At 71.6% G+C, this 23124-nt stretch carries 24 protein-coding genes and 1 riboswitch; of the genes, 12 read left to right on the top strand and 12 right to left on the bottom strand.

Features of this window, described 5'->3' with window-relative positions:
• Positions 1 to 88: 88 nt before the first annotated feature.
• The 5 genes from metH to DFJ66_RS03615 form a co-directional block, all read right to left on the bottom strand.
• A complete protein-coding gene (metH, locus tag DFJ66_RS03595) occupies positions 89 to 3703 on the bottom strand; it encodes a methionine synthase (protein WP_121217902.1) in 3615 nt (1204 codons plus the stop codon).
• Positions 3704 to 3726: 23 nt separating this feature from the next.
• Positions 3727 to 3805, bottom strand: a riboswitch (S-adenosyl-L-homocysteine riboswitch).
• Positions 3806 to 3989: 184 nt separating this feature from the next.
• Entirely contained in the window at positions 3990 to 5162 is a 1173-nt protein-coding gene (locus DFJ66_RS03600) for a Gfo/Idh/MocA family protein (RefSeq protein WP_121217904.1), read from the bottom strand.
• 4 nt (positions 5163 to 5166) lie between these two features.
• Entirely contained in the window at positions 5167 to 5994 is an 828-nt protein-coding gene (locus DFJ66_RS03605; protein WP_121217906.1) for a carbohydrate ABC transporter permease, read from the bottom strand.
• Positions 5987 to 6949: a carbohydrate ABC transporter permease gene (locus DFJ66_RS03610; protein ID WP_211350959.1), complete on the bottom strand. Its 963-nt coding sequence runs from the start codon at positions 6947 to 6949 to the stop codon at positions 5987 to 5989. Before DFJ66_RS03610 ends, DFJ66_RS03605 begins: the two co-directional genes overlap by 8 nt.
• The gene (locus tag DFJ66_RS03615; protein ID WP_121217908.1) at positions 6946 to 8202 is read right to left on the bottom strand and encodes an ABC transporter substrate-binding protein; all 1257 of its coding nucleotides are present in this window, start codon (positions 8200 to 8202) and stop codon (positions 6946 to 6948) included. The genes DFJ66_RS03610 and DFJ66_RS03615 overlap by 4 nt, the downstream gene beginning before the upstream one ends.
• A gap of 261 nt (positions 8203 to 8463) precedes the next feature.
• On the opposite strand from DFJ66_RS03615, the gene DFJ66_RS42075 reads away from it, so the two are divergent.
• Positions 8464 to 8736, top strand: coding sequence for a hypothetical protein (locus tag DFJ66_RS42075; protein WP_147459164.1), 273 nt, complete (start codon positions 8464 to 8466; stop codon positions 8734 to 8736).
• Between the two features lie 123 nt (positions 8737 to 8859).
• Here DFJ66_RS42075 and DFJ66_RS03620 read toward each other — a convergent pair whose 3' ends face one another.
• Positions 8860 to 9210 (bottom strand): hypothetical protein, encoded by a 351-nt coding sequence (locus tag DFJ66_RS03620; RefSeq protein ID WP_121217910.1) that lies wholly within the window; start codon positions 9208 to 9210, stop codon positions 8860 to 8862.
• A 95-nt stretch (positions 9211 to 9305) separates the two neighbouring features.
• On the opposite strand from DFJ66_RS03620, the gene DFJ66_RS03625 reads away from it, so the two are divergent.
• A complete protein-coding gene (locus DFJ66_RS03625; RefSeq protein ID WP_121217912.1) occupies positions 9306 to 9512 on the top strand; it encodes a hypothetical protein in 207 nt (68 codons plus the stop codon).
• Positions 9513 to 9603: 91 nt separating this feature from the next.
• On the opposite strand, the gene def is transcribed toward DFJ66_RS03625, so the two are convergent.
• Both def and DFJ66_RS03635 read right to left on the bottom strand, forming a co-directional pair.
• The gene (gene def, locus DFJ66_RS03630; protein ID WP_121217914.1) at positions 9604 to 10113 is read right to left on the bottom strand and encodes a peptide deformylase; all 510 of its coding nucleotides are present in this window, start codon (positions 10111 to 10113) and stop codon (positions 9604 to 9606) included.
• Positions 10110 to 10619, bottom strand: a complete 510-nt coding sequence (locus tag DFJ66_RS03635) for a winged helix-turn-helix domain-containing protein (RefSeq protein ID WP_121217916.1) — start codon at positions 10617 to 10619, stop codon at positions 10110 to 10112. The genes def and DFJ66_RS03635 overlap by 4 nt, the downstream gene beginning before the upstream one ends.
• A 71-nt stretch (positions 10620 to 10690) precedes the next feature.
• On the opposite strand from DFJ66_RS03635, the gene DFJ66_RS03640 reads away from it, so the two are divergent.
• Complete coding sequence (locus tag DFJ66_RS03640; RefSeq protein WP_170199117.1) at positions 10691 to 11842, top strand: MFS transporter; 1152 nt, start codon at positions 10691 to 10693, stop codon at positions 11840 to 11842.
• On the opposite strand, the gene DFJ66_RS03645 is transcribed toward DFJ66_RS03640, so the two are convergent.
• Positions 11799 to 12332: a CGNR zinc finger domain-containing protein gene (locus tag DFJ66_RS03645; RefSeq protein WP_211350960.1), complete on the bottom strand. Its 534-nt coding sequence runs from the start codon at positions 12330 to 12332 to the stop codon at positions 11799 to 11801. The genes DFJ66_RS03640 and DFJ66_RS03645 overlap by 44 nt on opposite strands.
• Before the next feature lie 103 nt (positions 12333 to 12435).
• Between DFJ66_RS03645 and DFJ66_RS03650 the strand changes: the two genes are divergently transcribed.
• Positions 12436 to 13293: an alpha/beta fold hydrolase gene (locus DFJ66_RS03650; RefSeq protein WP_121217920.1), complete on the top strand. Its 858-nt coding sequence runs from the start codon at positions 12436 to 12438 to the stop codon at positions 13291 to 13293.
• Positions 13294 to 13320: 27 nt separating this feature from the next.
• Here the strand turns inward: DFJ66_RS03650 and DFJ66_RS03655 are convergent, their stop codons facing one another.
• The 3 genes from DFJ66_RS03655 to DFJ66_RS03665 form a co-directional block, all read right to left on the bottom strand.
• Complete coding sequence (locus DFJ66_RS03655) at positions 13321 to 14295, bottom strand: DUF3558 family protein (RefSeq protein ID WP_121217922.1); 975 nt, start codon at positions 14293 to 14295, stop codon at positions 13321 to 13323.
• A 232-nt stretch (positions 14296 to 14527) separates the two neighbouring features.
• Positions 14528 to 15487 carry a glycosyltransferase gene (locus DFJ66_RS03660; protein ID WP_121217924.1) on the bottom strand — a complete coding sequence of 320 codons (960 nt, stop codon included), beginning with the start codon at positions 15485 to 15487 and terminating at the stop codon, positions 14528 to 14530.
• Between the two features lie 166 nt (positions 15488 to 15653).
• A complete protein-coding gene (locus DFJ66_RS03665) occupies positions 15654 to 17363 on the bottom strand; it encodes an AfsR/SARP family transcriptional regulator (RefSeq protein WP_121217926.1) in 1710 nt (569 codons plus the stop codon).
• Positions 17364 to 17459: 96 nt separating this feature from the next.
• Here DFJ66_RS03665 and DFJ66_RS03670 point away from each other — a divergent pair, with 96 nt between their 5' ends.
• From DFJ66_RS03670 to katG, 8 genes are all read left to right on the top strand, one after another.
• Positions 17460 to 17708, top strand: coding sequence for a DUF4242 domain-containing protein (locus tag DFJ66_RS03670; protein ID WP_147459166.1), 249 nt, complete (start codon positions 17460 to 17462; stop codon positions 17706 to 17708).
• An 11-nt stretch (positions 17709 to 17719) separates the two neighbouring features.
• The gene (locus DFJ66_RS03675) at positions 17720 to 18076 is read left to right on the top strand and encodes a cupin domain-containing protein (RefSeq protein ID WP_121217928.1); all 357 of its coding nucleotides are present in this window, start codon (positions 17720 to 17722) and stop codon (positions 18074 to 18076) included.
• 64 nt (positions 18077 to 18140) lie between these two features.
• Positions 18141 to 18611, top strand: coding sequence for a YdeI/OmpD-associated family protein (locus DFJ66_RS03680; protein ID WP_121217930.1), 471 nt, complete (start codon positions 18141 to 18143; stop codon positions 18609 to 18611).
• Between the two features lie 71 nt (positions 18612 to 18682).
• The gene (locus tag DFJ66_RS03685; protein ID WP_121217932.1) at positions 18683 to 19528 is read left to right on the top strand and encodes a leucine-rich repeat domain-containing protein; all 846 of its coding nucleotides are present in this window, start codon (positions 18683 to 18685) and stop codon (positions 19526 to 19528) included.
• A 51-nt stretch (positions 19529 to 19579) separates the two neighbouring features.
• On the top strand, positions 19580 to 19921 hold the full coding sequence (locus tag DFJ66_RS42085; protein WP_147459167.1) for a hypothetical protein: 342 nt from the start codon (positions 19580 to 19582) through the stop codon (positions 19919 to 19921).
• Entirely contained in the window at positions 19906 to 20226 is a 321-nt protein-coding gene (locus DFJ66_RS42090; protein ID WP_147459168.1) for a hypothetical protein, read from the top strand. The genes DFJ66_RS42085 and DFJ66_RS42090 overlap by 16 nt, the downstream gene beginning before the upstream one ends.
• Before the next feature lie 188 nt (positions 20227 to 20414).
• The gene (locus DFJ66_RS03690; RefSeq protein WP_121217934.1) at positions 20415 to 20843 is read left to right on the top strand and encodes a Fur family transcriptional regulator; all 429 of its coding nucleotides are present in this window, start codon (positions 20415 to 20417) and stop codon (positions 20841 to 20843) included.
• Between the two features lie 20 nt (positions 20844 to 20863).
• Positions 20864 to 23098 (top strand): catalase/peroxidase HPI, encoded by a 2235-nt coding sequence (gene katG / locus DFJ66_RS03695; RefSeq protein WP_121217936.1) that lies wholly within the window; start codon positions 20864 to 20866, stop codon positions 23096 to 23098.
• Positions 23099 to 23124: the final 26 nt, after the last annotated feature.

Below are 23124 nucleotides of genomic sequence, written 5' to 3' on the forward strand. Positions count from 1 at the left end.
CCGTTCCAGCGTGGTAGCTGGTTCTCGCCCGTCAGGCGGCCTTCGTTACGGCCGTTCGGAGCAACAGGGGGTCGGTCACCCGATCGTGTTAGTCCAGGTCGTAGGCCAGGTTCGGGCGCAGCCACCGTTCGACCTCGGCGACCGGGACGCCGCTGCGCTTCGCGTAGTCGGCGACCTGGTCGCGCCCGATGCGGCCGACCGTGAAGTAGCGGGCGGCGGGGTTGGCGAAGATCAGGCCGCTGACGGCTGCCGCCGGGGTCATGGCGAAGGACTCGGTCAGGTCCAGGCCGATGGACCGGGCGTCCAGCAGGGAGAAGAGGGTCTCCTTCTGGCTGTGGTCCGGGCAGGCCGGGTAGCCCAGGGCCGGGCGGATGCCGCGGAACTTCTCGGCGTGCAGGTCCTCCAGGACCGGCTCCGAACCCGGCTCGAACCACTCCTGACGCGCCTTCAGGTGGATGTACTCGGCGAACGCCTCGGCCAGGCGGTCGGCCAGGGTCTTGACCATGATGGCCCGGTAGTCGTCGTGCTCGGCCTCGTAGCGGGCGGCCAAGTCCTCGGCGCCGTGGATGCCCACCGCGAAAGCGCCCAGGTGGTCACCCGAAGGAGCCACGTAGTCGGCGAGGCTGCGGTTGGGGCGGCTGTCCGGCTTCACGGTCTGCTGGCGCAGCATGGGGAAGCGGACCTCACCCGACTCCGTCTCCAGGACCAGGTCGTCACCGGTCGAGGACGCGGGCCAGAAGCCGAGCACGCCCCGCGCCTGGAAGGAACCGGCGGCGACGATCTCGTCCAGCAGCGCGTTGGCGTCGTTGAACAGGTCCTGCGCCACGGGGTTGTCCAGGACGGCCGGGTACTTGCCCTTGACCTCCCACGCCAGGAAGAAGAACTGCCAGTCGATCATGGCCCGCAGCTCGTCCAGCGAAGGCTCGACCACGCGCAGGCCGGTGAACGACGGCGTCGGCAGCTCGTCGAACGCGACCTGCTCCCGGTTCGCCCGCGCCTGCTCCCACGTCAGCATCGCGACCCGCTTGCGGTCCTCGTGCTGCTGCCGCAACCGCTCCTGCTCGGCCCGGTTGCGCTCGTCCATGGCCTCCACGCGGTCCGGGTCCAGCAGCTCCGACACCACGCCGACCACGCGCGAAGCGTCGGCCACGTGGACCGTGGTGCCCTCGAACGCCGGCGCGATGCGGACGGCCGTGTGCTGGCGGGACGTCGTCGCACCGCCGATGAGCAGCGGCAGCTTCACGCCCCGGCGCTGCATGTCCGAGGCGACCGTCACCATCTCGTCCAGCGACGGCGTGATCAAACCGGACAACCCGATCGCGGACGCGCCCTCGGCGATCGCGGTGTCGATGATGACCGACGACGGCACCATCACGCCGAGGTCGATCACCTCGTAGTTGTTGCAGCCCAGCACCACGCCGACGATGTTCTTGCCGATGTCGTGGACATCGCCCTTCACCGTGGCCAGCACGATCTTGCCGGGACCGCCGGAGGTGTCGATCCGGCCCTCGGCGCGGGCCTTCTCCTTCTCCGCCTCCATGAACGGCTCCAGGTAGGCCACCGAGCGCTTCATCACCCGCGCGCTCTTGACCACCTGCGGCAGGAACATCTTGCCCGAGCCGAACAGGTCGCCGACGACCTTCATGCCGTCCATCAGCGGACCCTCGATGACCTCCAAGGGGCGCGCGGCCTGCTGCCGGGCCTCCTCGGTGTCCTCCTCGATGAAGTCCACGATGCCGTGCACCAGCGCGTGCGCCAGCCGCTCGGCCACCGGAGCCTCGCGCCACGCCAGGTCCACGACCCGCTTGGTGCCGCTGCCCTTGACCGTCTCGGCGTGCGCGACCAACCGGTCCGTGGCGTCGGGACGGCGGTTGAACAGCACGTCCTCGACCAGTTCCAGCAGGTCGGCCGGGATGTCCTCGTAGACGGCGAGCTGGCCGGCGTTGACGATGCCCATGTCCAGGCCCGCGCGCACCGCGTGGAACAGGAACGCCGAGTGCATGGCCTCGCGGATGATGTCGTTGCCCCGGAACGAGAACGACAGGTTCGAGATGCCGCCGCTGGTCCGCGCGCCCGGACAGCGCTGCTTGATCCGCGGCAACGCCTCGATGAACGCCTTGGCGTACTCGTCGTGCTCGGCGATGCCGGTCGCCACGGCCAGCACGTTCGGGTCGAAGATGATGTCCTGCGGCGGGAACCCGACCTCGTTGACCAGCAGGTCGTAGGCCCGCCCGCAGATCTCCACCTTGCGGTCGGCGGTGTCGGCCTGACCCTGCTCGTCGAAGGCCATCACGACCACGCCCGCGCCGTAAGCCCGGATCGCGCGCGCCTGCTCCAGGAACGGGCCTTCGCCCTCCTTCAGGCTGATGGAGTTGACGACACCCTTGCCCTGCACGCACTTCAGGCCGGCTTCCAGCACGCTCCACCGCGAGCTGTCCACCATGATCGGCACGCGCGCGATCTCCGGCTCGGTCGCAATGAGGTTCAGGAAGGTCGTCATCGCCTCCTCGCTGTCGAGGAGGTCGGCGTCCATGTTGACGTCCAGCAGGTTCGCGCCACCGCGCACCTGGTCCAGTGCCACGTCCACCGCGCCCTGGTGGTCCCCGGACTCGATCAGCCGGCGGAACTTCTTCGACCCGGTGACGTTCGTGCGCTCACCGATCATCACGAACCCGGTGTCCGCGCCGATCGAGAACGGCTCCAACCCGCTGAACGCCGTCAGCTTCGACCCGCTGACCGGCTTGCGCCCCGGCTCCAGGCCCTTCACCGACTCCGCGATCCGCGCGATGTGCGCCGGCGTCGTGCCACAACAGCCGCCGACCAGGTTCACGATCCCCGAACCCGCGAACTCCCCCAACAGCGCCGCGGTCTCGTCCGGCGTCTGGTCGTAACCACCGAACGCGTTGGGCAGACCCGCGTTCGGGTGCGCCGCCGTGTAGGCGCCGGCGATCCGCGACAACTCGGCCACGTGCGGACGCATCTCCGCCGCACCCAGCGAGCAGTTCACGCCCACCACCAGCGGCTCGGCGTGCTCGATCGACCGCCAGAACGCCTCCACGGTCTGCCCGGACAGCGTGCGACCGGACAGGTCCACGATCGTCACCGAGATCCACAGCGGCAACTGCGGCGCGACCTCGCGGGCGGCGGCGATGGCGGCCTTGGCGTTGAGCGTGTCGAAGATCGTCTCGACCAGCAGCAGGTCCACGCCACCCTCGGCCAGGGCGGCGATCTGCTCGGCGTAGGAGGCCTTGACCTGGTCGAACGTGACCGCGCGGAACGCCGGGTCCTCGACGCGCGGCGACAGCGAGAGCGTCACGTTCAACGGCCCGACCGACCCGGCGACGAACTTGCCGCCCACCTCGTCGGCGGCCTGGCGGGCGAGCTTCGCGCCCTGCACGTTCATCTCGCGGACCAGCGACTCCAGCCCGTAGTCGGCCTGGCCGATGCTGGTGGCGGTGAAGGTGTTGGTGGTCGTGATGTCCGCGCCGGCGGCCAGGTACTGGCGGTGGACGTCGAGGATGACGTCGGGGCGGGTGAGGTTGAGCAGGTCGGGGTCGCCGGTGACGTCCTTGGGGTGGTCGCCCGCGATCAGGTCGCCCCGGTAGTCGACGGGCTTCAGGCCCGCCGCCTGGAGCATCGTGCCCCAAGCGCCGTCGAGCACCGCGACCTTCCGGTCCAGCAGTTCGCGCAGCGCCTCGGACATCCGGACTCCTCCCATGGCATGTCTCATGAGAGGCGCCCTTGCGGTGGTGGCACCTGGTCGAGCGTGGCGGACTCGACGTCCGTTGCAGCGCCTCTCGACCAGTGGTCGGAAGCTTAGCAAAAGATCACTCGCGAGCGTTGCTCACGGTCACCGGTTCGAGCCGTCCGCAAGCCTGCTACCAGGACAAACACGGCCGGGTGACACCGTCGCCGATCTCACCATGTGGACGGCACGCCCGGCCGCGCCCCCGGCCGGTCGGGGGACGACCGGCCGGGGAGCGCGCGCCTCAGACCTGACCGGCCGCGTAGTAGGCCACCAGATCCGCCGGCAGCGCCGGCACGTCCACCGGCGCGCCGCCCGACCGCAGGGACTCCGTCGCCGCGCACCCGGTCGCCACGGCCTCGCGCGCGGCCACCGGGGAGGTCAGCGTCGTCCCGCCCGACCGGACGAACTCCAGGAACTCCGCGACGATCCGCGGGTCCGCGCCACCGTGCCCGCCGTCCGCCTCCGGGATGCGCACGGCCACGTCCGGCTCCGCGAACCCCCGGTGCCGGCGGTTCCACACGTGCACCGAGGAACCCGGCGTGTCGCCGATGTTCTCCAGCCGCCCCTCGGTCCCGATGACCGTGTAGTTCCGCCAGTAGTCGGGCGTGAAGTGGCACTGCTGGTAGGAAGCCAGCACCCCGTTGTCCAACGCCATGTTGACCATCGACAGGTCCTCGACGTCGATCACCGGGTTGAGCCCCGTCTGCGCCAGCGGCGGCCAGTGCGTCCGGTACTCCTCCCAGTCGTGGCTCGGGATGTACTCCGACTTGGACAAACGGTCCTGCACGCGCCCGTACACCGACAGCGCGCCCATCGCGTTGACCCGCCGCGTGTACCCACCGGCCAGCCAGTGGATCACGTCCAGGTCGTGCGCGCCTTTCTGCAGCAGCAGGCCGGTGCCCTTGGCGCGTTCGGCGTGCCAGTCCTTGAAGTAGTAGTCGCCGCCGTGCCCGACGAAGTGCCGGCACCACACCGCCTGGACCTCGCCGATGGCCCCGTCCAGCACCAGCTTCCTCATGGTCTGCACGACGGACATGTGCCGCATGTTGTGCCCGATGTAGACCTTCACGCCCGAGTCGCGCGCCCGCGAGAGAACCAGGTCCGCATCGGCGACCGTGATGGCCAGCGGCTTCTCCAGGTACACCGGCACACCGGCCTCGAACGCCGCCAGGGCGTGTTCGACGTGCAGGTGGTCCGGGCTGAGCACGAACACCGCGTCCAAGTCGGCCTTGAGCAACTCGGCCACGTCGTCGACCACCTGGACGCCGTCGAACTGCGCCGCCGCCAGTTCCCGCCGCTCGGGCCGGGGGTCGGCGACGGCCACCACCGCGCTGCCCCGGCCCGGCTGGTGGGCGTGCGCCACCAGCGGGGCGCGCAGCCCGTAGCCGATGACGCCGATCCGCAGGTCGGTCACGTCCTCACCCCTTCGTCCCGGTGAACGCGATGCCCTCCAGCACCCGCCGCTGCATGACGATGAACACCACGATGACCGGCAGCGTCGCCAGCAGCGACCCGGCCATCAGCACCGGGTAGTCGGTGAAGTGCTCGCCCTTCAACGTCGCCAGGCCCGCCGACAACGTCATCCGCTCGGGGTCGTTGTTGACCACCAGCGGCCACATCAGGTCGTTCCACGACCACAGCACGGTCAGGATCCCCAGCGCCACCAGGCCCGGCCGGGCCAGCGGCAGCATGATGTGCCAGTAGATCCGCAACGGGTTGGCCCCGTCCAGGCCCGCGGCCTCCTCCAGGTCCTTGGGCAGGGACAGGAAGAACTGCCGCAGCAGGAACGTCCCGAACGCGCTGAACACGCCCGGCACGATCAGCGCCTGCAACGAGTTCAGCCACCCCAGCTCCTGCATGATCTGGTACTGCGGGATGAGGAACAGCTGGCTGGGGACCATCAGCACGGACAGGAACAGCATGAAGATGAGGTCCCGCCCCGGGAACGCCAGCCGCGCGAACGCGTAGGCCGCCATCGAGCACAGCAAGAGCTGCCCCACCGTCCGCCCGGCGGTCATCAGCACGGTGTTCAGCAACTGCTGCCCGAACGGGATGCTGTGGAACACCTTGGTGTAGTTCGACCAGTCCCACGCCTCCGGCAGGATCGTCGGCGGCACGCGCACGGACTCGCCGAACGACTTCACCGAGGTCAGGAATTCCCAGACCAGCGGCGCGACCATGACCACCGCGCCGACCACCAGCACCACGTGCACCGGCCACGTCCGGCGCGCCACGCGCTCAGGCATAGTGCACCCACTTCTTCTGCGCCCGGAACTGCACGATCGTCAGCAGCAGGATGACCAGCAGCAACACGAACGCGATGGCCGCCGCGTAGCCCTTGTCGTTGTCCACGAACGCCCGCTCGAAGAACAGGAACACGATCGTCTGGTTCTCGTCGATCGCCGGGTTGCGCAGTGCCGCGCTGTTGGAGCCGAGCATCAGGTAGATCACGTCGAACACCTGCAACGCGCCGATCGAGGTGAGGACGGTGACGAAGAACGCCGTGGGGCTGAGCATCGGCAGGGTGATGCTGAAGAACTGCCGGATGGGGCCGGCCCCGTCGAGCTCGGCGGCCTCGTAGAGGTCCTTCGGGATGCCCTTCAGGCCCGCCGCGAAGATCACCATGTTGTAGCCGACGGTCATCCAGATGCCCACGACCGCCGTGGCGTACAGGGCGAAGCGCGGGTCGGCGACCCAGTGGTGGCCCTCGATGCCGACCAGCGACAACACGTAGTTGATCAGGCCGATGTCACCGTTGTAGAGCCAGCGCCACACCATGCCGACCGCGGCCGGCATGGTGACCACGGGCAGGAAGTACAGCACCCGGTACACCGCCGCGCCGCGCAGCCCCGGCGTGTTGATCAGGGCCGCGAGCACCAGCGAGACCGGCACGCCGAGCAGCACCAACCCGGCGTAGAGCAGGGTGTTCTTCAGCGCCTTCAGCACTTCCGGGTCGGAGACGAGCTTGGCGTAGTTCTCCGCGCCGATCCACGTGTGGCCGCCGAACGCGCCCCACTCGGTGAAGCTGTAGTAGAGCGTCTGGAACACCGGCCAGATGTAGAAGGCCAGCAGCCCCAGGCCGTTGGGCGCGATGAACGCGAAGCCCCACAGCCACTCCCGGCGGCGCAGGCCCCGGCGAGCGGGTCGCCCCGCCACCGCGCGTTGCGGCGCGGCGACGGGGACCTCCTCCAGCGCGGTCACTTCTCCTTGCCCAGTTCCTCGTCCACGGCCTTCTCCAGCTCCTTGGCCGCGTCGGCGACGTCCTTCTCCCCCGTCCAGGCCTTGAGCAGCAGGTCTTCGGCGTGCTTGGCCCAGGCGGAGGTGTTCTTCGACCGGGGCAGCGGGACGGAGTTCGGGACCTGGTCGATGAACGCCTGCACGTGGAACTGCGGGTACGCCTTGACCCACGTCTCCTGGGTGCCCTGGTAGGCGGAGATCACCGCGCCCGCCTCGGCCTGGATCTGCTGCGCCTGCTTGCCGCTGGCGAACACGGCGAAGTCCGCGGCCTGCTTGGGGTGCTTGGACTTGGCGTAGGCGACGTTGGCCAGCCCGTGGATGACGACGGCCTGCTTCTTGCCCTTGGGCAGCGGTGCCACGTCGACCTTGCCGGCCAGGTCCGCGTTCTTGGCGAACCCGTTGGCCTCCCACGACCCGCCGTAGTACATGGCGACCTTGCCGGAGGAGAACAGCTGCGTGGGCTCGGTGTCCGACATCTGCTGGACGGTCGGCGAGGAGCCGGCCTTGATCAGGTCCACCCAGAACTTCAGGCCCTCGACGGTCGCCGGGTCGCCGAAGCCGGACTTCTTGCCGTCGGCGGAGATGACCGTGCCGCCGGCCTGGAAGATCGTGTTGTAGTAGTTGGCCTGGGAGTCGGCGGGGGCGGCGATGCCGAACTGGCCCTTGGCGGGGTCGGTCAGCTTGGCGGCGGCGGCCTTGAGGTCGTCCCACGTCCAGGTCGCGTCGGGGTGCTTGACGCCGGCCGCGTCGAAGAGGGCCTTGTTGTACCAGAGGCCGATGGTGTCGTAGTCCTTGGGCAGGCCGTACTTCTTGCCCTCGAAGGTGTAGAGGTCCACCAGGGACTTGGGATAGGCGGCGGTGTCGACGCCGGCGGCGGCGATCTGCTCGTCCAGCGGTTGCAGGACGCCCTGCGAGGCGTAGAGGCCGATGCGGGGTCCGTTCATCCAGAACACGTCGGGCGCGCTGCCGCCGGTGACCGCGGTCTGGAGCTTGGTCCAGTACTCCTTGTTCGCGGTGAGCTGCACCTTCACCGTCACGTCGGGGTGGGCCTTGGTGTACTCCTGCGCGATCTTCTCCATCGCGGGCTGCTGGTCCTTGTCCCAGATCGCGTACGTCAACGTGACCGGCCCGCCGCTCTCGGCTCCGCCACCACCACAGGCCACGGCGCTCACCACGACAGCTGCCGCCGCGACCGCCTTCCACCACCGGTTGCTCATGTGCACTCTCCTCGCGCCAAGGTGAGGTGCGTGACGTTGTCCTATGTCACACACCACGTTGTGCTTGCGAGGGACACTAGGTGCGCACTGTTGCGCAGTCAACGACGGTTTATTACAACTTCGCTCACTACGGAGGGTGTTTTGCGCAGCTTCGAGCGTGATCGGGCGCGGCGTTCAACCACGTGGGACCGGTTCAGAAGCGGGGGGACGGGTCGCTCGAAATCCCTCCGCGCGCTCGACGTCGGGGAATGTCGGTGCCCCGTGCGACGATCGAGACGGGGGCCGGAGGCCACGCCCGGCGGCCTGCGCTCGGCAGGTGCGGCAGGCTCGCGCAGGCAGCGGAATCAACGGGCGGTGGGCAGCGGGCGGCGCGATGCGGTGCGGGCGGTGGGCGGCGCGGGCGGCGGGCGGCGGGGGCAGCGGGCGGCGCGATGCGGTGCGGGCGGTGGGCGGGCGCGGGCGGCGGGCGGCGCGGTGCGGTGCGGGCGGCGCGGCGCGGGCGGCGCGATGCGGGCAGTGCGCGGCCGGCGGTGACAGTTGCGGGCGGTGCGCGGCGGGCGGTGCGGGGCCGGCGGTGACAGTTGCGGCGGGCGGCAGCGGCGGCGGGCGGGGCAGGCAGGCAGGCAGGATCGGGCGCGCCGGGTTGGGGGCGTGGGGTCAGGCGGAGAGGTCGCCGAAGTCCAGTGCCAGTTGGCCGGTCAGGCGGGGTGGGCCGGAGGTGTGGCGGCGGGCGTCGAGGCACAGGCCGCAGTCGACCGGGTCCGCGGTCGGGAAGTAGACCTGCCACCACGGCCGGCCCGCGGCGAAGTAGCCGGCGTGGCAGTCCGGCGCCGGGATCTCCACCCCGCGCTCGTCCAGCACGAACCCCGCCCGGTGCACGGTGCGGTTGCGGCCGATGCGCAGTCCCCGCCCGCGGAACTGCTCGGCCGCCCACGCCTCGCCGGGCACGCCGGGGTGCGGGTCCAGGTCCGGACCGGGGGCCGGGTCGCCGAACAGCGGGAGCGTCACGCCCACGATCGTGCCGACTTTCTTTCGCGCCCGCCAGGCAACCGGGGTAGAACGGGACCCGGAACCCCCACCGGACGCGACGAAGGGACTCGATCATGGGCGTCGAGAACGAGGTCTTCCGGCAGGCCGACGCGGTGGACCTCCCCGAGGGCGACGCCGTCGACCAGCGCACCCCGGTCGACCCGGACGCCGAAACCGACGAGCTCGAACCCCTGGGCGACGCGTGGCACCACGCCGACCCGGCCGACGTCGCCGACCAGCAGCGGGTGGTGCCGCTGGACGACGAGCCCGACCCCGTGTAACGACATCCGAGCGCCGAGTCGGCGGCTGCGGGAACTTCCCCGACAGCCGCCGGCCGGGCTGGAACAAGCGCGAGGACCCGACCCCTGCACCTCACACGGGCCACAGGGCGTCGCCGTGCCAGGGCGCGGACTTGACGTCCCGTTCGGCCCTGCGCCGCGACTTGCCGCCCAGGCGTTCCAGGTAGAGCTTGCCGTCGAGGTGGTCCAGCTCGTGCTGGAAGCAGCGCGCCAGGAACCCGTCCGCCTCGATCGCGATCTCCTCGCCCCACGGGTCCTGGCCGGTGCAGCGGACGTGCTGGGCGCGTGGCGTCGGGTAGGCCAGCCCCGGCACCGACAGGCAGCCCTCCTCGCCGTCCTGGAGACCTCCCGGCAGCCGTTCCACCCGCGGGTTGACCACGCAGCCACGACCTTGCCGACCGCAGTCGTAGACGAAGACCCGCAGGTCCACGCCGACCTGGTTGGCGGCCAGGCCCGCGCCGGGAGCGGCGGCCATCGTGGCGAACATCGCGTCCACGAGCTCCCGCAGGTCGTCGTCGAACTCGGTCACCGGACGGGTCGGGGTGTGCAGGACCGGCTGGCCCAGCAGGACGATCGGCTTCACCTGGTCACTTCCTCGGGCGTGGCGAGCGGGAACAAGCGGGTGACGACGGCGACCGGCGCCGCGTCCGGCGGGCGGGTGGCCGGGTCCTGTTCGCGGTCGAAGTAGGGGGCGACCAGGTCGAGGATCGACGCGGCCAGCTCGTCCAGCTCGGCCGGGGTCAGGTGGACGGTGTAGGTCGCGGCGGCCTGGCGGCGCCACGGGGCCGGGTAGTCGTCGCGCCGGGAACGCCAGCGGGCGTACCTGTCGTTGTCGCGCTCGTCCATGCGGTCCCCCTCGTCGGCGACCACGAGTCGCCACGGCCTCTCCTTGGCGTTGCGCCCGCCGACCGCCTCCACCAGGCCGAACCTGGCCAGCTGTCGCAGGTGGAAGGAGGTGGCGCCGCTGTTGACGCCCAACCGCGCGGCCGCCTGCGTCGCCGTGAGCGGGCCGCCGGCCAGCAGGTCCAGCAGGGCCAGGCGCAGCGGGTGGCTGCGGGCTCGGGCTTCGTCGACCACGACATCCGGCATGATCGCAAAGTACACTTTGCAGAGTTTTCTTTGCAATAGCGGGTTGCGCGCACCCGGCTCACGATGGACCGGTGCACGACCGCCTGTTCACCACCAGGTTCGTCCTGCTCACCGCGGCCGACCTGGGCTACTTCACGGCGACCGGCGTGGCCGTCTACTCGCTGCCGCTCTACGTGACGGGACCGTTGGGCGGGGACGAGGCCGCCGCCGGGCTCGCGTTCGGGGCGTTCGCCGTGTCGGCACTGGTGCTGCGACCCTTCGCCGGGGTGCTGACCGATCGGCTCGGCCGGCGTCCGCTGCTGGTCGGCGGGGCGCTGGTGTGCGCGGTGGGCATGGGGTTGACGGCGTTGGCCGGGTCGACGGCGGCCGTGGTCGCGTTGCGGTTGCTGCTCGGGGTGGCGGAGGCGGCGTTCTTCGTGGCGGGGTTCGCGGCGCTGGCCGACCTCGCCTCGCCCACCCGGCTGGGCGAGGCCCTCAGCTACAACTCGCTGGGCCTGTACCTGGGGTTGGCGTTCGGGCCGCCGCTGGGCGAGGTGCTGGTGGAACGCGGCGGGTTCACCTGGGCGTGGCTCGGCGCGGCGGGGCTGGGCGTGGTGGCGGCGGTGCTCGCGGCGTTGATCGGGGAGACCCGCGGCCCGCGCGAGCCGGCCCCGGTGCGGTTGGTCCACCGGCCGGCGATCGCGCCGAGCCTCGGGTTCTGCACGTCGTTGGCGGCGATCGGCGGGTTCCTGACCTTCGCCGCGCTGCACGCCCGGGACGTGGGGCTGACCAACACCAGCCTGCCGCTGTTCGTCTACGGGATCGTCGTGGTGGTCAGCCGGATCGCGTTCGCGCGGGTGCCCGACCGCCTCCCGTCCCTGCCGCTGGCCGCCGGGGCGCTGGCGTTGATCGCGTGCGGGCTGGTCCTCGCGGCGGTGTGGACCACTCCCCCGGGCCTGGTCGTCGGCACGGTGCTGCTGGCGCTGGGGGTCACGTTCACCACGCCCGCGTTCTTCTCGGCCGTGTTCGCCACCGCGCGCCGACATGAACGAGGTGCCGCGTCGGGCACGGCCAGCGCGTTCATCGACCTGGGGTTGGGCGGCGGGCCGATCCTGCTGGGCCTGGTCGCGCGCTCGGCGGGCATCCCGTGGGCGCTGGCCGGCGCGGGGCTGATCGCGCTGGCCGGGTGCGCGTGGACGCTCACGCTCGCGCGCGCTGCCGGTCGTGGTGCCGTCGCGCCTTGAGGCGGTTGCCGCACACGGTCATCGAGCACCACTGGCGGCGGCCCGTGCGCGAGGTGTCCACGAAGTGCAGGACGCAGTCCGGATTGGCGCACTTGCGGATGCGGTCGGGGTGCTCGGCGCGCAGCCGCAGGAAGTCGCGCAGGCACACCCAGGGCGCGTGCCACCGGGGGTCCGCCACGTCCGGGTGCTCGGCGTCGACGGTCAGCCGCAGGCGGCCGTGGGCCAGCAGGGGGTCGAGGGCGTCGAGGGTGGTCGGGTCGGCGATGGCGGCGGCGATCGCGGCGCGGGTCTGCGCCAGCTCGGCGCGCGGGACGGGGTCGGCGGGCAGGCCGTGGTCGGTGAGCCAGGCCCGGGTGAGGTCGTCGTGGTCGAGGACGTCGTACCAGGTGGTGCCGGTGATCCAGCGGGTGTTGAGGAGGTCGGTGCCCAGGGGTTGGTCGTCCAGGGGGCGTTCGGGCCAGTCGTGGGCACGCAGAGCGTCGGCGAGCACCCTCGTCCTCCTAACCGTTTTCGGACGCTTGACAGGTTAGCACGGTGCATGCTTGGGTTTGATCTAACCGTTCTGAGCGACTTAAACAGTTAGGCGAAGCACCGTGACCACGTACCACCACACCGACATCGACGGCCTGACCGTGTTCCACCGCGAGGCCGGGCACCCCGACGCGCCCGCGATCGTGCTGCTGCACGGGTTCCCGACCAGCTCGCACATGTTCCGCGGCCTCATCCCGGCGCTGGCCGACCGCTACCGCGTGATCGCGCCCGACCACATCGGCTTCGGGCACAGCTCCGCGCCGTCGGTGGACGAGTTCGACTACACCTTCGACCGGCTGACCGAGGTCACCACGACGCTGCTCGACCGGCTCGGGGTGCGGCGGCACGCGCTCTACATCCAGGACTACGGCGCACCCATCGGCCTGAAGATCGCCTCCCGCGACCCCGAACGGGTCAGCGCGATCATCACCCAATCGGGCAACGCGTACATGGAGGGGTTCACGCCGTTCTGGGAACCGCTCTTCGCCTACGCCACCGCGCCCGGCCCCGACACCGAGCCGGCCGTGCGCGCACTGCTGACCGAGGAGGCCACGCGCTGGCAGTACACCCACGGGGTGAAGGACGTGAGCCGCATCAGCCCCGACACGTGGGCGCACGACCAGCCCCTGCTCGACCGGCCGGGCAACGCGGAGGTGCAGCTGGCGCTGTTCCGGGACTACAAGAACAACCTGGACGCGTACCCGGCGTTCCAGCAGTACTTCCGGGACAGCCAGGTGCCGCTGCTGGCGGTGTGGGGGCGCAACGACGAGATCTTCGGGCCGGACGGGGCGGTCGCGTACCGCCGCGACCTGCCGGAGGCCGAGGTGCACCTGCTCGACGCCGGGCACTTCGCGCTGGAGGACCAGCTGGACACCATCGCCGGGTACGCGCGCGGGTTCCTGGGCCGCGTCCTGGGCTGAGACCAGTCGGTGCGACCGGGCGTCGGGTTACTTCGGCAGGGTGGCCCAGGCCTCGGTCGCGACCGCCTTGGCCGCCGCGCACGCCTGGTCCACCGGCGTGCCGGACGGCAGGCTGACGGTCACGAACACCAACTCCTGCACCCCGCCCTCGAAGGCGATGTGCGTCGTCTCCGCCGCGCAGAACGCGACCGAGGCGGCCGACGACCTCGTGATCACCGTGGGACGCCCGCCCACGTCCTCCCGCACCGCGTTGGCGCCGTCGGGGGTCGCGGGCGTGCCCACGGCGTAGGTGACCCGGGCGCGCGGTGTGGAGGAGGTGCCGTCGTTGCTCCAGCGGCACTGGTGGCGTGCCGGGTAGACGCGGGCCTTCGGGGTGGCCAACCCGGGTACCTGGGCCAGGCTCGTGCGGGCCGCCTCGCACGCGTCCAACCTGCCGACCGACTTGGCCGGGTACTTCCAGTGCTCGACCTCCTTCGCCAGCACGGCGTCCGCGGTGGTCTCGGTGGCGTGGTCCACGAGCTTGCAGAGATCCTGGTGCGGCGCCGAGCCGGAGCTGTAGTTGTCGACGCTCACGGCCAACGTCACCAAGTCCTCGAACACGATCCGGCGCGCGCAGCGGGTCGCGTCCTGGGAGTCCTCGGCGATCCGGAGGTCGCGGTACTCCTCGACAGCGCCCTTGAGCTCGCTCTCGGACTCCAACTGCTCCAGTGTGCCGAACGTGACGTCCAGCTCGGCCCCGCCCTTGGTGGTGACGGTCAGCAGGCAGCTGTCCAGCGACTCCCGCGCGCCCGCGACGACCTCGCCGAACTCCTCGAGGTCCCGCGCCTGCACGAATCCGCACGGGTCGACGGCCGCCAGGTCGCCGAGCAGGTCCTCGGCGGCGAGCCGGGGTTTCGGTGGGCTGGTGGGGTTGGGCACGGGCGTGGGCGTGCCCGTCACCTGTGTGGTGCACGCACACAAAGCGATCGCGACCAGCACAACGCCCACAACCCGCTTGATCATGCGGCGCAGCCTAAGCGACCACCAACCCGGGAGAACCGGTATCGCGAGGAACTATGCGCGCCAAGGCAGCAGGTCGAGCAGTGGCGCGAGCAGGTCGCCCACCGCTTCGCGCAGCGGCGGCACGAAGATGATCAACGCCACCACCAGCGCCACGTACGGTGCCACGCTGCTCTTGCGCTTGGCCGCCACGTCCCACCCCCGACCACCGACCTCCCGGCCAGCATCGCACACGTCAGCCGGCGAGGTCGGGCAGGCGCTGGGCGACTTCGGCCGGGGAGGGCATGCGGGCGATCTCGGCGGCGAGGGCGCGGGCCGCGTCGCGGTGGTCGTTGCCGGCCAACAGCTTCCAGGTCAGGTCGGCGATCGCGGCCGGCTCGTCCAGCACCAGCCCCGCCCCGGCCGCGCTGACCGCCTCGGCGTTGGCGAACTGGTCGGCGCCCTGCGGCAGCAGCAACTGCGGGACGCCGGCGGCGAGCGCGCCGAGCGTCGTGCCGCTGCCGCCGTGGTGCACGGCGACGTCCACGTGCGGCCACAGGTCGGCCTGGTCCACCCAGTCCCGCACGGTCACGTTGTGCGGCACGGTCCCGAGCTCGGCAGGGCGCACGCGACCGGCCGCGACGACGATGTGGGCGTCCAGCGCGGCCAGCCCGCGCACGGCCGCGGTGAGCAGTTCCGGGGTGCCGAACGCGGTGCCCAGGGTGAGGTAGATCAGCGGGCGGCCGTCGCGCAGGACCGGTCTCGCGGGTTCGGAGAAGGGCACCGGGCGCAGTTCGACCCGGTCCTGCGTGGCCAGGAAGTCCTTGTCCTGCAACGAAGGCGGGCAGATGTCCAGGTGCACTCCCCCGGTCGGCCGGACCAGCCCGATGCCCTCGGGGAACATCCGCCCGAACCCGTGCCAGACCCCCGGGATCCCCGCCGCCCGAGCCGCCTCCGCGGCCCCCGGCACACCCCACCCGTGCACGACGAGGTCGGGTTCGAGCCGCGCCAGGTCCGGCGCGAGGTCCTCGGCGTAGATCTCGGAGAACGCGTCCGCGGGCCGGAAGGGGCGCAGCCCGTGCGCTTCGAGCGGACCGTGCACCGCCTCCCCCGCCGCGAAGTGCACCTCGTGCCCGGCGGCGCGGGCGGCGGTGGCGAGGGGGATCAGCGGGTAGGTGTGGCCGACCGACGCCAGGCTGACGAAGAGCACGCGCATGGCCGGGGAATCTACGCCGTCCGGCCGTGCGGCGGCACCGGTTCGGACGACCGGTTGGGTCCGCTCCCACGGATCCCGCGCGCCCTGGCTCCCGCCGCGCTGCTCCCCGCCGAGCTGTTCCCCGCCGAGCTGCCCACCCGCCGAACTGCTCCCCACCGCGCTCTCCTCAGGCGGAGAGTTCGGCGGCGGCGCGGCAGCGGCGTTCCTCCCACGGGCGGCGCAGGGCCGCGAACTGGTCGGCCGCCTCCAGGAACAGCGCCGACGCCTGGGTCGTCTGGCCGGCCGCGCGGCGCAGTTCCGCCCGCACCTCCCACAGCGCCGCCGTCCACGGACCGCCCTGCCACAGGCCGCCGATCCGCTCGGCTTCCGCCAAGTGCCGTCGCGCCCGGCCCAGGTCGTCCGCACGGGCGCACGCGCGGGCCGCCTCGGTGCGGAACACCATCGAGCACGGGTCGCACACGTGCTCGGACGCCAGCAGCCGCTCCCCCTCCCGCACCGCGCTCAACGCGTCCACCAGCCCGCCCGCCGCCAACACCCGCAGCCCGTGCACCCGGATGACCAGGTGCGACCGGATGCCCGAGGCCCGCGCGAGCGGCATGGCGCGCTCCAGCAGCGCCACGGCGAACGCCCGGTCACCGCGCCGCACGCTCGCCTCCGCGGCGCGTTCCAGCGCGATGCAGCGGGCCGACGCGCATCCCGCCCGCTCGGCGTCCACCAGCGACCGGGACAGGTGCGACACGGCGTCGTCGAGGTGCCCGGACAGCAGCGCGAACTCGCCCAGCAGCAAGTGGGCCAGCGCTCGTCCGCCCGCGGAGCCCGCGTCGGTGGCGATGGCGAGCAGGTCGCGGCCGAACGCCTCCGCGCCCTCGTGGCCCTCCGGCCCGTAGAGGTAGAACTCCTGGAAGCACAGGTGCGCGTCGAACACCGCCGCCTCCAGCTCGGTCGACCGGCGCACCGAGTCCACGAACTCCCGGCGGAACTGCTCGTGCCAGGTGCCGCGGGCGTAGGCGACCAGGGCCAGCAGGGTCGACGCCTCGCCCAGCTCGTGCCCGAGGTTGGCGTCCAGGGCCAGCGCGCGGGCGCGCTTGGCCAGTCGTTCGGCCTCCTCCAGGTTGCGCCGGCCCCAGGCGACCAGGCCGTTGGCCAGCGTCACGCCCACCGTCTGCGCCACCGACGGCGGGTCGCCGCCCTCGGCCAGGGCCGACTCGTAGAGGGCGACCGTCTCGGCGTCCGGGCCGACGCCGATGCGTTCCCGCAGCGCCCGCCTGAGCTGTTCGAACTGGCGCAACGCCTCCCGCCGCCGCCCGGCCGCGAGGTGCTGCCGCATCAGCGCGCGGTGGGCCTCCTCGTCGGTCTCGTCCCACTCCAGCAGCCGCGCCCAGTCTCCCGCCGCGCGCAACAGGGCCAGGTAGCGGGTCCGGACCTTCGTGCGCCGCTCCTCCGCCCACCACTCGTAGCGGTCGTCGGGCAGCAGGTCGCCCGGGTAGAGGGCGGCGGCGGCCGTGCACGCGGTGGCGTCACCGGAGGCCAGCGCGGCGTCGGCGGCGCGGTCGAACCGCTCCAGGTCGCAGTCCAGGTCCGCGCCCGGCCACAGCGCGAGCACGTGCCCGGTCACCGCGATGGCGTCCGGGCCGCCCAGCGCGCGGCGGGCGTAGTGCACGGCCTTGCGCAGGTTCGCGCCGGCGGCCTCGGCGGACAACCCCGGCCACAGCAGGTCCATCGCCTGTTCCCGGTGCATGCGGTGCCCGGACTCGATCGCCAGGAGCTTCACCAGGTCGGCGGCTCGCCTGCTGCGCCAGGCGTCGGTGGGGACGGGCCTGCCGTCGACCGCGACGCCGAACCCGCCGAGCACGCGCACCCGGCAGGTGGCCTGCATGGCGACACCGTACGCCCGGCCGTGCGGGAACGCTCGGGGAACGCCGGCGGGCCTAGCGTCGCCCCGCACGCGACCGACAACCCCGAGGAGGGCGCGATGCTGTTCATGGACGTGCACAACCACCTGCCCGAAGGCGCCAGGGCCGCCGACGTCGCCGAGGCGCACGCCGCGGACCTGCGCACGCAGGACCAGTACGGCGTGAAGTACCTGCACTACTGGGTCGACGACTCCGCGGGCAAGGTGTTCTGCCTGGTCGAGGCCCCCGACGCCGAGGCCGCCCACCGGGTCCACCGCGAGGCCCACGGCCTGGTCGCCGACGAGATCTACCCCGTCACGCAGGGATGAGGAGGACGACGATGAGCATCGCAGCGGCCAAGAGCCTGGAGAACCCCGAGGAGACCCGCCGGTTCCCGCACGGCCACGTCGACCTGGTCACCCTCGGCGGGACCACCGCCGGGCGGGCCGAGTTCGAACCGGGCTGGCGCTGGTCCAACGACGTGGCGCCGATCGCCGGCACCAAGTCCTGCCAGGCCATGCACACCGGCTACGTGCTGTCGGGCCGGATGCACATCCGCATGGACGACGGCACCGAGGCCGACGTCGGCCCCGGCGACGCGATGGTGGTCGAACCGGGCCACGACGCCTGGACCGTGGGCGACGAGTCGTGCGTGGTCCTGGACTTCACCGGCTTGGAGAACTACGCCAAGCAGTGACCGCGGCGGTTCGGCGGTGGGCCAGGCCCGTTCTGGCCCACCGCGGCCGGTTAGGATCCTCGTCATGACGGCGCGTGGTTTCACCGCCACGGTCCGCTCCGGCGGGCGTGGCCGCACCGTCGTGCCCGTCCCGTTCGACCCGGACGAGGTCTGGGGCGCGAAGTCCCGGCACCACGTCACCGGTACCGTCGCCGGCCTGCCGTTCCGCGGCGTCATCGAGACCTCCGACTCCGACCACCGGATCGTCCTGGGCGCCGCGTGGTGTCGCGACAACCACCCGGCGGCCGGTGACCGCGTCGAGGTCGTGCTGCACCCGGAAGGCCCGCAGCGCGCCGACCTCGCCGAGGACTTCGCCGCCGCGCTCGACGCCACACCGGCGGCCGCCGCGTTCTTCGACTCCCTCGCCCAGTTCTACCGCCGCGCCTACTTGCGCTGGATCGACGGCGCCACCCGCCGCCCGGAACTGCGCGCCGCCCGGATCGCCGAGGTGGTCGACCTGCTGGCCGCCGGGGTCAAGCAGCGCCCCAAGGCCTGACCCGGCGCACGCCCCAGTTCCGCATCGGACACCGCAGATCTCGGACACCGCAGAGCGAGGACAGGAGCCGCATGGGCCTGAAGGTGCGCAAGGACCGCGACGGCACGCGCACGCTGGAGGTCGAGGGAGACGAGCCGGTCGACGCGATCGTCCGCCGCTTCGTCGACGAGGGCTGCACGTCCGTGCTGGTCGGGTTCCGGCAGGACGCCGACTTCCTGCCCGAGCTGCCGGGCCTGACGGAGGTCTCGTTCCTGCGCGGCGTGAAGGACCTCTCGGCCGTCTACCGGGTGCCGGGGCTGACGCGGTTGGCGCTGCCGACGGACCACCGGGGACCGCTCGACCTGGCGGCCGTGCCCGGACTGGAGTTCCTCGTGACGCCGCACTGCCCGGGGATCGAAGGGCTGCGGGAGCTGCGGTCGCTGCGGGAACTGGTCGTGCACGGGTGGCCGAGTGGCGACTTCGCCGTCCTCGGCGACAAGCCGGAGCTGAGGTTCCTTCGACTGGAGATGAAGCGACGGGCGGAGGTGTCGGCGCTCGGGCTGGCCGGCGCGCCGGGCGTGACCACGCTGTGGCTGTACGACGGGCGGCTCACCGACACCCGTGAACTGGCGGCGCTGACGGCCGTGCGGGAGCTCGCGTTGCGCGCGACGAAGGTGGACAACGTCGAGTTCGTCGCCGCCATGCCCGAGCTGACGCGGTTGGAACTGGACAACGCCGGCGACATCGCGAGCCTCGCGCCGCTGCGGGGCCACCCGTCCCTGCGCGACCTCGCGCTCGCGGGCTCCACACGCCTGGTGGACGGCGACTTCGGGCCGCTGTTCGACATGCCCGCCCTGAAGGGCGTGGGCCTCGACCACAACGCCCCGCACTACACGCACCGCGCAGCCGACATCCGCCAGGCGTTCCCACCCATTTGACCTACTCGAAAACCGCAATAGATCGAATTCCGTTCCGGTTGGCGGGCTTTCGTGCAGGCCAAGCGCAGCCTCCGGAAAAAGGGAGCCCTGGACAAAGCCGTGCGGCAATGGGTTGCGGCGGGCAAGGCGGGCGTGACCCCGTCCCGGGACCGGCTGGTGATCGTCACCGCAGAGCTCTCCGGTCCGGCGCGGGCCCTGGCGGCCGTCCTGGAGCGGAACCGACTCGCCCTGCCCGGGGCGCCCACCGCGGCGGAAGCCGAGATCTCGGTCACGTCGAGCACCTGCTGGTCGAGCTCGACACTCGGAGCGGTCGCCGGACTTTCCCGAAAACGACCGCCGAAACGCAGCTGGACACCAGGCGAAAACCGCGTCGACGGTTGTTCACCGCACTGACGCTGACCGCTGCTGGTTTGGCCATAGTCGGGTACAAGGCGTGGCAGAATGCCGACGAAGTCAAGGGTCGGTCGCCGAACCTCTGGTCCTGCGCACGCGTCAGCGCCGCTTCGGCGGAACTCTTCGGGAAACCCGGCGACATCGAGCCGTTGGGGGTCAAGCTCCGAGGTGCGCGCATCGAATTGGCCGACGAAGACGTACGAGGACCGGACGGCCGCCTCTACCGCTTGGTGCGCGCGCCCAATCGCACCTCCACCAATGTCGCTTTCATGCTGAGAGATTCGCTCGAACTCACGGCGTGCTGATCACGACACCCGGTGGTCCGGCACACCGCCCGCGCGGCTGCGTTTGCTCGAGCACAGAGGGGCGACTGCCGTCCACTTCGGAGTCCCGCACCGTCGACAGTGGCCAGTAGCTGCCCGAACACCCAGTTCAGCCAAGGTTCACCAAGCTAAACTTGATTCATTCCAGAAAATCCGGAAGACTCCTCCCCGTGCCCACCGCCCCCGAGTTCGAGCAGATGCTGCGACGCGCGTCGCTGCGCGTGACGAGCCCGCGGCTGGCCGTGCTGTCCGCGGTGCACGAGCACCCCCACGCCGACACCGACTCGATCATCGGTGTCGTGCGGGAGAGCCTGGGCACGGTGTCGCACCAAGCCGTCTACGACGTCCTGCGCGCGCTGACCACCGCCGGGCTGCTGCGGCGCATCGAGCCGCCCGGTTCGGTCGCCCGCTACGAGGCCAGGGTCGGCGACAACCACCACCACGTCGTGTGCCGGTCCTGCGGGGTGATCGCCGACGTCGACTGCGCCGTCGGCCACGCGCCCTGCCTGACCGCGTCCGACGACCACGGCTTCAGCATCGACGAGGCCGAGGTCGTCTACTGGGGCACCTGTCCCGACTGCAAGTCCGCAACCGCTTGAAATCCCCCGGAAGGATGCCCGTGTCCGACAGCCCGAACGCCGTCATCGGAGAGCTGAACGAGGAGGGCGCCGCCGGTTGCCCCGTCTCCGCCGGCCGGATCAACCACCCGACCGAAGGCGGCAGCAACCGCGACTGGTGGCCGAACCAGCTCAACCTGAAGATCCTCCGCAAGCACCCGGCCGTCGCGAACCCGATGGGCGAGGACTTCGACTACGCGCGGGAGTTCCTCAGCCTGGACCTCGACGAGCTGGCCAAGGACGTCGACCAGGTGCTGACGACCTCCCAGGACTGGTGGCCCGCCGACTTCGGCCACTACGGGCCGTTCATGATCCGCATGGCGTGGCACAGCGCGGGCACCTACCGCGTGCACGACGGCCGCGGCGGCGCGGGCGCGGGCATGCAGCGGTTCGCCCCGCTCAACAGCTGGCCGGACAACGGCAACCTGGACAAGGCGCGCCGCCTGCTGTGGCCGGTCAAGAAGAAGTACGGCCGCAAGATCTCGTGGGCCGACCTGATGATCTTCACCGGCAACCGGGCCCTGGAGACCATGGGCTTCAAGACCTTCGGCTTCGCCGGTGGCCGCGCGGACGTGTGGGAGCCCGACGAGGACGTGTACTGGGGCCCCGAGCGCACCTGGCTGGGCGACGAGCGCTACTCCGGTGACCGCAACCTGGAGAGCCCGCTCGCGGCCGTGCAGATGGGCCTGATCTACGTCAACCCCGAGGGCCCCAACGGCAACCCGGACCCGCTGGCCGCCGCCCGCGACATCCGCGAGACCTTCGGCCGCATGGCGATGAACGACGAGGAGACCGTCGCGCTGATCGCCGGCGGCCACACCTTCGGCAAGACCCACGGCGCGGCCGACCCGAACCAGTACGTCGGCCCCGAGCCCGAGGGCGCCCCGCTGGAGGAGATGGGCCTGGGCTGGAAGAACACCTTCGGCTCCGGCAAGGGCCGCGACACCATCACCAGCGGCCTCGAGGTCACCTGGACGCCGACCCCGGCGCAGTGGAGCAACTGGTTCTTCCACAACCTGTTCGAGTACGAGTGGGAGCTGACCAAGAGCCCGGCCGGCGCCCACCAGTGGACCCCGAAGGACGGCAAGGCCCGCAACACCGTCCCGGACCCCGAGGACGGCAAGCTCAACCGCGCGCCGGGCATGCTCACCACCGACCTGGCGCTGCGCTTCGACCCGGTCTACGAGCAGATCTCCCGCCGCTTCTACGAGAACCCCGACCAGTTCGCGGACGCCTTCGCCCGCGCCTGGTTCAAGCTCACCCACCGCGACATGGGCCCGATCCAGCGCTACCTGGGCCCGCTGGTGCCGCAGGAGCAGCTCATCTGGCAGGACCACGTCCCGCCCGTGGACCACGAGCTGGTCGACGCCGCCGACGTGGCCGCGCTCAAGCAGCAGATCCTGGCCACCGGCCTGACCGTCTCGCAGCTGGTGACCACCGCGTGGGCGTCGGCCTCGACCTTCCGCGGCAGCGACAAGCGGGGTGGCGCGAACGGCGCCCGCATCCGCTTGGAGCCGCAGCGCGGCTGGGAGGTCAACGAGCCCGAGCAGCTGTCGATCGTGCTGCGGGCCCTGGAGGGCGTGCGGGAGAACTTCAACAACGCCCAGACCGGCGGCAAGAAGGTCTCCCTGGCCGACCTGATCGTGCTCGGCGGTGTCGCCGCGGTCGAGCAGGCCGCCAGTGCCGCGGGCGTCTCGGTGACCGTCCCGTTCACCCCGGGCCGCACCGACGCCACCCAGGAGCAGACCGACGCGGAGTCCTTCGCGGCGATGGAGCCCACCGCCGACGGCTTCCGCAACTACCTGGGCAAGGGCAACCGCCTGCCGGCCGAGTTCCTGCTGGTGGACCGGGCGAACCTGCTCACGCTGAGCGCGCCGGAGATGACCGTCCTGGTCGGCGGCCTGCGCGTGCTGGGCGCCAACCACAAGCGCTCGGAGCTGGGCGTCCTGACCGGCACGCCGGGTGCGCTGACCAACGACTTCTTCGTGAACCTGCTGGACCTGGACACGGAGTGGAAGCCGACCTCGGCGGAGGCGGAGACCTTCGAGGGCCGTGACCGCGCGACCGGCGAGGTCAAGTGGACCGGCAGCCGGGTGGACCTGGTGTTCGGCTCGAACTCCGAGCTGCGCGCGGTCGCCGAGGTCTACGCCTCCGACGACGCCAAGGAGAAGTTCGTCCACGACTTCGTGTCGGCGTGGGCGAAGGTCATGGACCTGGACCGCTTCGACGTCGCCTGATCGGTACTTCGCTCCCAGGACTCCGG

This window comes from Saccharothrix variisporea (genome assembly GCF_003634995.1).
Taxonomy (GTDB): Bacteria; Actinomycetota; Actinomycetes; order Mycobacteriales; family Pseudonocardiaceae; genus Actinosynnema; species Actinosynnema variisporeum.